We start from the raw sequence: 238 nt of genomic DNA on the forward strand, positions 1-238 counted from the left end.
ATGCGGTGGGGCGGTTGAATTATCCGTCGCGTGTTTTGGATGGTGCGGTGACGCCGGCGTCGACGACGTTTGACATCTTGCAGGACGCGGGGGAGGTGTTTGTTGATGATGAGTCTGGTTCGACGTTGAATCAGGTGTCGCCGGCGAACATGCGTCTGGGCGGGGATAAGCGGTTGCCGGGTGCTGCGGATGTGAGTTTTGGTTCGTCGGTGATTTCGGTGACGGATGCTGCGTCGGG

1 protein-coding gene is annotated in these 238 nt (G+C 59.7%); it reads left to right on the top strand.

The window, feature by feature from the left end; translation table 11 throughout:
* Positions 1–238: hypothetical protein (locus AC3A4Z_RS22650; RefSeq protein WP_498714562.1), on the top strand; the 238-nt coding region annotated here is incomplete at both ends.

It is taken from the genome of Arthrobacter sp. Soil_C_49, from assembly GCF_057656635.1.